Here is a 7736-nt window from a genome sequence, read left to right as displayed (position 1 = left end):
GGTCTGGGTGGTAGAAGCCACACTCAAGTCCGGCAAGCGCCATGTGGTTCCGCGTCGGACCTACTACATCGATGAGGACTCCTGGCAGATCCTGCTGGCCGACGGGTATGACGCTCAAGGCAAGCTGGGGCGCCAGATGTATTCGCTGACGCTGCTGGCACCGGACTTGCCAGCTCTCACCGCGCAGGTCATGTGGGGCAGCTACAACCTCGACACCGGCGCCTACTTTCTCAACTCATCGAGCAACGACCTGGCAGTTCAGTACCAGAAGATCGCGAAACCTTCGGCCTCCTATTTCACGCCGGATGCCATGGCCAACGAAAACATGCGTTGAACCATGGGAGGCCGTGACGGACAAGACGCTCGTCGCGGCCGCTTGCAATTTTCCAAGCGGGATAACGATATGAACATTCAAAAAAACGTTGCGAGCTTCGGCCTGCGATGGGGGGCCTGTGTGGTGGCGTTGTGTCTGTTTGCGAGCACACCCCTTGTTGCGCAGGCCGCAACGCTTGCGGTGTTGCAGCAGCCTGCACCGGCGACCGCCAAAGCCCCGCGCGCGGTGTTGCTCGGGCTGACCCGGGCCGGCGAGCGTCTGGTGGCGGTCGGTGAGCGCGGCATCGTGCTGCTCTCAGACGATTCGGGAAACACCTGGCGTCAAGCCAGTGTGCCCGTCAGCGTTAGTCTGACGGCGGTGCAATTCGTCGACGCCGAGCAAGGATGGGCGGTCGGTCATCTGGGTGTGGTGCTGCACAGCGAGGACGGCGGTGAAACCTGGCACAAACAGCTCGATGGTGAAGGTGCCGCCGCGCTGGCGGTGCAGGCTGCGCAGCGTGATGCCGATCAGCCGGGCGGTGCCAGCAGCCTGGAACAGGCGCGGCGTCTGCTGGGCGACGGACCGGACAAACCGTTTCTCGACCTGTACTTCAGTGATCGGCTGCAGGGTTATATCGTCGGCGCCTACAACCAAATCTACCGCACCAACGACGGGGGGCGAAGCTGGCAACCGTGGATGCGGCATGTGGACAATCCGCAGGGCCTCAACCTGTATGGCATCCGTGCTTCGGGCAATGACATGTTGCTGGTGGGGGAGCGTGGTTTGCTGTTGCGTTCGACGGATGCCGGGAATTCGTTCCAGGTTTTGAAATCACCTTATGAAGGCAGCTTTTTCGGTCTGCTCAGCACCCGCAGCGGTGCCTTGATTGCTTATGGCCTACGCGGTAACGCCTGGTGGTCCGATGACCAGGGTAACAGTTGGCGGCGCCTAAACACTGGCGTCGAGTCAACGCTGGCGAGCGCCATCGAGTTGCGTGACGGCAGCCTGCTGATGGCCAGCCAGAGCGGTGAACTCTTGTTCAGCCATGACCAGGGTCGCAGTTTCGACAAACGTCAGAGCCGCAGCGGCGCGACGATCGCAGCCCTGCAACAGGCGGTCGACGGCAGTCTGGCCAGCGTCGGTTTGAGTGGCGTGGCCGCTGACCAGGATCCGCGGGCATCCGGCAAACCTTGAAACTTCACGGTGTAGCGCTATCGGGCCATGGCCCGTGCAACAGGAGTCAGACTTGAAAGACGACAAAAACCAAACCGTGATCGGCCGCCTGGAAGGCTTCGACCAGACGTCGGGCAACTTCGCCGAGCGGGCGATTTTCAATCATCGACCGCTGGTGATCCTGCTGTGTCTGTTGGTGACTCTGGTGCTCGGTTGGCAAGCCACGCGAATCGGCATCAACGCCAGTTATGAGAAGACTATCCCTACGGGTCATCCCTATGTCGCCAACTTCCTGGAGAATCGCAGTGAATTGAGTGGCCTGGGCAACTCGCTGCGGATCGCCGTGGAGGTCAAGCAGGGCAGCATCTTCAACAAGGACTACCTCGACACTCTGGCCAAACTCAACGACGAGCTCTATCTGCTGCCGGGGGTCGACCGGCCTTACATGAAGTCGTTATGGACCCCGACCACGCGCTGGACCGCTGTGACGGAAGAGGGGCTCGATGGCGGTACGGTGATTCCCGACGATTACGATGGCTCGGTCGCCAGTATCGAACAGGTGCGAACCAACGTCGCCCGTTCTGGTGAGGTCGGTCAATTGGTGGCCGGTAACTTCAAGTCCAGTGTGATCTTCGTGCCCTTGCTCGACATCAGTCCGCAGACTGGCAAAGCGCTGGACTACGGCGATTTTTCCCGGCAACTGGAAGCCCTGCGGGACAAGTACCAGAACGATAACCTGCAGATTCACATCACCGGGTTTACCAAAATCGTCGGCGATCTGATCGAGGGGTTGACTCAAGTACTGCTGTTCTTCGTGGTGGCGGTACTGGTAACCGTGGTGGTGCTATATGGCTACACCCGTTGCGCGCGCAGCACCTTGGTGGTGGTGACGTGTTCGCTGATAGCGGTGCTCTGGCAGCTTGGTCTGCTCGCCATTCTTGGTTATGAGCTGGACCCTTACTCGGCGTTGGTGCCGTTTCTGGTGTTCGCCATCGGCATGAGCCATGGTGCGCAAAAGATGAATGGCATCATGCAGGACGTCGGTCGCGGCACCCACCGGGTGGTGGCCGCGCGTTATACGTTCCGTCGACTGTTTGCTGCCGGCATGACGGCGTTGCTCTGCGATGCGGTGGGCTTCGCCGTGTTGCTACTGATCAATATTCGGGTGATCCAGGACCTGGCGATCACCGCCAGCCTCGGTGTGGCGGTGCTGATCTTCACCAACCTGATTCTGCTGCCGATCCTGCTCAGCTATATCGGTGTCAGCTCAGCAGCGGCGCAACGCAGCCTGAGTACGGAAACCGCAGAGCTACAGGCGCAGATCAAGCATCCGTTGTGGCGCTTTCTCGATAGGTTCACTCAACGGCGCTGGGCCATTGGCGCCATGCTTGGCGGCCTGCTGCTGGCAGCGTTCGGTTTTGCCGTGAGCCTGCACCTGAAGATCGGCGATCTCGATCCCGGCGCTCCAGAGTTACGGGCCGACTCGCGCTACAACCGCGACGCGCTGTTCATGACCCGCAACTATGCGGCCAGCTCAGATATTTTCGTGGTCATGATCAAAACCCCGGAAGATCAGTGCACTCGCTACGCCAGTCTGTCCGCGGTGGATGCGTTGGCTTGGCAGCTGGAGCAACTACCGGGTGTGGAGTCGACCACCTCCATGGCAGCGCTAAGCAAGATCGCTACGACCGGTTACAACGAAGGCAATTTCAAATGGTACGAACTGATCCCCAATGACGGCGCGCTAGGTGCGGTGCAGACCCGAGCGCCGCGAGAGCTGTTCAATCAGGGCTGTTCGATGCTGTCGTTGTACGTTTACCTGGCTGATCACAAGGCCGATACCCTGAACCGGGTGGTGGAGGCCAGCGAGAAATTTATCGCCGAGCATCGGGTGCCAGAGGTCAAATTCATGCTGGCCGCCGGCAGCGCCGGTATCGAAGCTGCGACCAATATCGTGGTGAAAAAATCCATGCACGAGATGCTGTTCTGGGTCTACGGCGCGGTCAGCCTGTTATGCCTGCTGACCTTCCGCAGTTGGCGCGCAACCCTCTGTGCGATGTTGCCACTGATGCTCACCTCGATTCTGTGCGAGGCGCTGATGGTCGCTTTGGGTATGGGCGTGAAGGTCGCGACACTGCCGGTGATCGCGCTCGGCGTGGGCATCGGTATCGACTATGCGCTCTATGTCTTGAGCGTGATTCTCGCTCGAATGCGCGCCGGTGACACCCTGGCCCAGGCCTATTACCAAGCGCTGCTGTTCACCGGCAAGGTGGTGTTGCTGACCGGCATGACACTGGCGGTTGCGGTGTCGACCTGGGCCTTCTCGCCGATCAAGTTCCAGGCCGATATGGGCATCCTGCTGGCCTTCATGTTCCTGGTGAACATGCTCGGCGCCTTGATCCTGCTGCCGGCATTGGCCTGGCTGTTGCTGCCGCAGAAGGTCTTCGCAAAAAAGCCTGAGACGAGCTTGTTTGCGCAGTTAGTCAAGGAGCGCTGAAGGGCTCGGTAAGGAGGTACACCAAGACAACGCCCCGGGAAAATCCGGAGCGTTGTCACGGTCGATGCCTCAGCGAGATCCTGATTAATCGGCTACAGCTTGGGGAGGCAGCATGAAGTTTCGCTCCGTACAAACATCCGTCACGTTATTGGCCGGCAGTATCTTGATCCTGGCGGTGGCGGCTTTGCTGATGTTCACCTTTTATTCCAGCCAGCAGACCCAGGAATTGGTGCAGCAGCGGATACAGGCCCAGTTGCAGACGAACCTCGAAAGTTATCTGCTGAGCAGCGCCCGCGAGCAGGTAGGGCAGATTGCCTCCCAGCTGCGCGATGCGGCGAGCATCCCCCGTTACTTGGCGGATCTGATGGCCTCTGGAGCCGAAGGGCTCAAGCGCGAGAGTCTCAGCGCAACCTTGAAGCGCTTGCTTGAGAGTAATTCCAGCCTGCTCAGCGTTTCCATCGGTTGGGAGCCTGGCGGCATGGATCGGCTGGATGCGACCTACCGCGGGCAGCCAGGGCATAACGCCGAGGGGCGATTTTTACCGGCCTGGGTCCGTACTCCCGAGGGTCCTCTGCTGGTCCCGATGACCGATATGGAGAGCACCACGCCGGCCCCGGAGGGTTATCGTCAAGGTGAGTATTACCTTTGCCCGAAAGAAGGCCAGTCACTGTGCGTGCTGGACCCGCGGGTTTATGAGAGTGAGGGCCACAAGACCTTGCTGCCGATCTTTTCGGTTCCGATAACGGTCCATGGGCAGTTTGTCGGGGTTGCCGCAGACGCGCCTTCGGTGGACTTCATTCAGGGGCTGGTCACGAGGGCGAGTCGGGCACTGTATGACGGCGCTGCTGAGGTAGCCCTGTTCGGCCAGAACCGCCACCTGATCGCCTACAGCAAGAATCCTCAACTGATTACCCAGCCCGCCGCCAGCCTGCTGAACTCAGATGAGCTCGCGGCATTGGGGCGCGTGGCGGGTGAGCCAATCTTCAACCTTGATCGCCAACGTAACCTGGTCGAGCTCTTTCTTCCGTTTGCCGTAGGGGATAGCCGAACCCACTGGACGCTGATGATTCGTTTGCCACTGGATATCGTTGAGCGCGACTTGAGCGTGTTGAAGACGGATATGCAGGTCCAGCAGAAACGCGGCCTAGTCCACATGGGGCTGATCGGTCTATTGATCGCGATCGGCGGGGTGCTGGTCATGTGGTTCGTGGGCTACGGCATTGCCCGCCCATTACGGCAGATGGTGGCCATGCTGGACGACATTGCCAAAGGGGGCGGCAATCTGACGTTGCGCTTGCGCAGTGAACGCCGCGACGAGTCAGGTGCCATTGCAAAAGGGCTCAATACCTTCCTGGATACGCTGCAAAGGCTGATTCATGAGGTCGTGCAGTCGGTGCATCAAGTCAATGATTCAGCTTCTGAAAGTGCCGGCATCGCTGAACGCACTCGGGGCGTCATGCAACAACAGACTGCGGAGATTGGCCAGGTGGTCACTGCCATCAATGAGATGACCGCCACCACACAGGAAATCGCGCAAAACGCGACGTCTGCATCGAGTGCAGCACGGCGCGCGGATCATCAAGCGTCCGCCGGTACTCAGGTTGTTCTGCAAAGCACTGCCTCGGTGCAAGCCCTGGCAGTGGACATTACCCATGCTGTAGAGACAGTCAGGAAACTGGCCACCGAGAGCGAAAATATCGGCGCAATCCTGGGGGTGATCCGTGGAATTGCCGAGCAGACCAACCTGCTTGCCCTGAATGCGGCTATTGAAGCCGCTAGGGCCGGGGAGCAGGGTCGAGGTTTTGCTGTGGTCGCAGACGAGGTCAGGAGTCTGGCGCGCAAAACGCAAAATGCTATTGGAGAAATTCAGGGACTTATCCAGCAATTGCAACGCGGCACGCAGGAGGCGGTCGATGCTATGCAGTTCAGTCAGAAACAGGCTGCCCACAGCGTGCAACAATCGGCACAGGTCAGTCAGGCGTTGGAGCGGATTGTCGAGGCGGTCTCGGTGATTACCGATATGAATATGCAGATAGCCGGTGCGGTCGAGCAGCAAGCGGCGGTGGCCGAAAAAATCCAGCAGAACATCACGAATATCGATGCAGGAGCCACGGCGGTAACACAAGGAATGGATCAAGCATCAGAAGCCAGCGCGAAATTGAACAGTCTCGCCGACCATCAGCGGAATGTGGTGTGCCGATTCCATACGGAGTGAAGGGCGCTGTCTATTGAGCGTCCCAGGATCATCCGTCGTCTTTTCCTGCTTCATGAATAAAATAAACCCCTTAGGTTTCAATGGTTAGGACGCTAGATGCGAGTCTCGTTTCCCGCTCCAATTATGGCCCTATGGAATTCCACTGAATTCCATCACCATCACCATCCTCAGAAAAACTCGAGCATACCTTTGAAGGGGTGGTTGATCAGTGGGTCGAGTTCCGCAGGCTGAGCCCGAAGGAAGGTCGCCAGAACACGCTTTCGCAGATATTGAGAGTTTTCAAAAAGACCTCCTCATGGCGGCGTTACCCGATAGTGGTGGGCGACCAGTGCGGCGATGGCACAGGACGCGATGCGCGCCTCTCGGGAGTCGGCGCGGCTGGTCAGGACAATCGGCACCTTGGCGCCGAGTACGATACCGGCGCTGGAGGCCCCACCCAGGTATTCCAGTTGCTTGGCGAGCATATTGCCGCTTTCCAGATCAGGGACTACGAGAATGTCGGCTTTACCTGAAACCGGTGAGTGAATGCCCTTGATACGCGCCGCCGCGAGGGATATAGCGTTGTCGAACGCCAGCGGTCCGTCGAGGACCGCGCCAGTGATCTGGCCGCGATCAGCCATCTTGCACAGCGCGGCTGCATCGAGGGTGGCGGGCATGTTGGCGTTCACCGTTTCCACGGCAGCCAGGATCGCTACATTGGGATTGCTCACGCCGAGGATATGCGCCAGACCGATGGCGTTGCGCACGATGTCCACTTTTTCGACCAGGGTCGGCACGATGTTGATCGCTGCATCGGTGATGATAAAAGGGCGTGGATAAAAAGGCGTCTGCATCACGAAGCAGTGGGTGATCCGTCGCTTGGTACGCAGTTGCGCCGCCGACGGGACTATGGCGGACATCAATTCGTCGGTATGCAGGCTGCCTTTCATCAAGGCTTCGACCTGACCATCGCGAGCCATTTCCGCGCCCCGAACGGCGGCGGCGTGGCTGTGAGGCACGTCTTCGATAGTTAAACCGCCAATCTCGTGGTTTCCCTTGACCGCCAACGCTTCAAGTTTGGCTCTTGGGCCAATCAGGATCGGATCGATCAACCCTGCATCGCGGGCATCGAGGGCGGCCTCGAAACTCACTTCGTCGCAAGGATGCACCACGGCTACGCGGATCGGTTCCAGCGTCTGGCAGGCTTGCAACAAGCGATTCAGGCCGTCGGCGCTGTGACGCAGTTCGATACCAGGCAGGCTGACCCGATGCACATCGATATGTTCACTGGCAGCGTGTACCAGGGATTCGCCTTCCAGCACCACCACGCCTTCCTGATTGGTGCCGGTGCAGGCCAACGTCAGCAGCTGCCGCGCTTCGTCGCGAGCGGTGACAATCACTGAGACCCTCAGCGTGTCGCCGATTCGTACCGGGGCGAGGAACTTGAGGGTTTGCCCCAAGGACACCGAACCCGGCCCCGGCAGCTGCGTGCCGATCAATGCCGAAATCAGCGCGCCCCCCCACATGCCATGGGCGAAAACGGTGTTGAAGTGGGTGGT

The 7736-nt window shown here is 59.4% G+C and carries 5 protein-coding genes; 4 read left to right on the top strand and 1 reads right to left on the bottom strand.

Translation table 11 applies throughout. From position 1 onward, the window contains the following. The 4 genes from M0974_RS11105 to M0974_RS11090 form a co-directional block, all read left to right on the top strand. Positions 1-334: DUF1329 domain-containing protein (locus M0974_RS11105; RefSeq protein ID WP_297836197.1), on the top strand; the 334-nt coding region annotated here is incomplete at its 5' end. A gap of 69 nt (positions 335-403) precedes the next feature. Beyond that, a complete protein-coding gene (locus tag M0974_RS11100; protein ID WP_297836195.1) occupies positions 404-1507 on the top strand; it encodes a YCF48-related protein in 1104 nt (367 codons plus the stop codon). Between the two features lie 52 nt (positions 1508-1559). Further along, complete coding sequence (locus M0974_RS11095; RefSeq protein WP_297836193.1) at positions 1560-3983, top strand: MMPL family transporter; 2424 nt, start codon at positions 1560-1562, stop codon at positions 3981-3983. Between the two features lie 112 nt (positions 3984-4095). Further along, the gene (locus tag M0974_RS11090) at positions 4096-6198 is read left to right on the top strand and encodes a methyl-accepting chemotaxis protein (protein ID WP_297836191.1); all 2103 of its coding nucleotides are present in this window, start codon (positions 4096-4098) and stop codon (positions 6196-6198) included. A 293-nt stretch (positions 6199-6491) separates the two neighbouring features. Here the strand turns inward: M0974_RS11090 and M0974_RS11085 are convergent. Beyond that, positions 6492-7736, bottom strand: a 1245-nt coding sequence (locus tag M0974_RS11085) for a bifunctional enoyl-CoA hydratase/phosphate acetyltransferase (RefSeq protein ID WP_297836189.1), incomplete at its 5' end; no start/stop codon positions are given.

Source organism: Pseudomonas sp. (genome assembly GCF_026224925.1).
In the GTDB taxonomy this organism is placed as follows: domain Bacteria; phylum Pseudomonadota; class Gammaproteobacteria; order Pseudomonadales; family Pseudomonadaceae; genus Aquipseudomonas.
Note: the sequence above shows the minus strand (reverse complement) of the source record. Positions and strands in the feature narration are given on the sequence as shown.

Excerpts from the sequence above, each read along its gene's own strand:
- M0974_RS11100 (WP_297836195.1), top strand. The coding sequence starts at position 404 with ATGAACATTCAAAAAAACGTTGCGAGCTTCGGCCTGCGATGGGGGGCC.
- M0974_RS11090 (WP_297836191.1), top strand. The coding sequence starts at position 4,096 with ATGAAGTTTCGCTCCGTACAAACATCCGTCACGTTATTGGCCGGCAGT.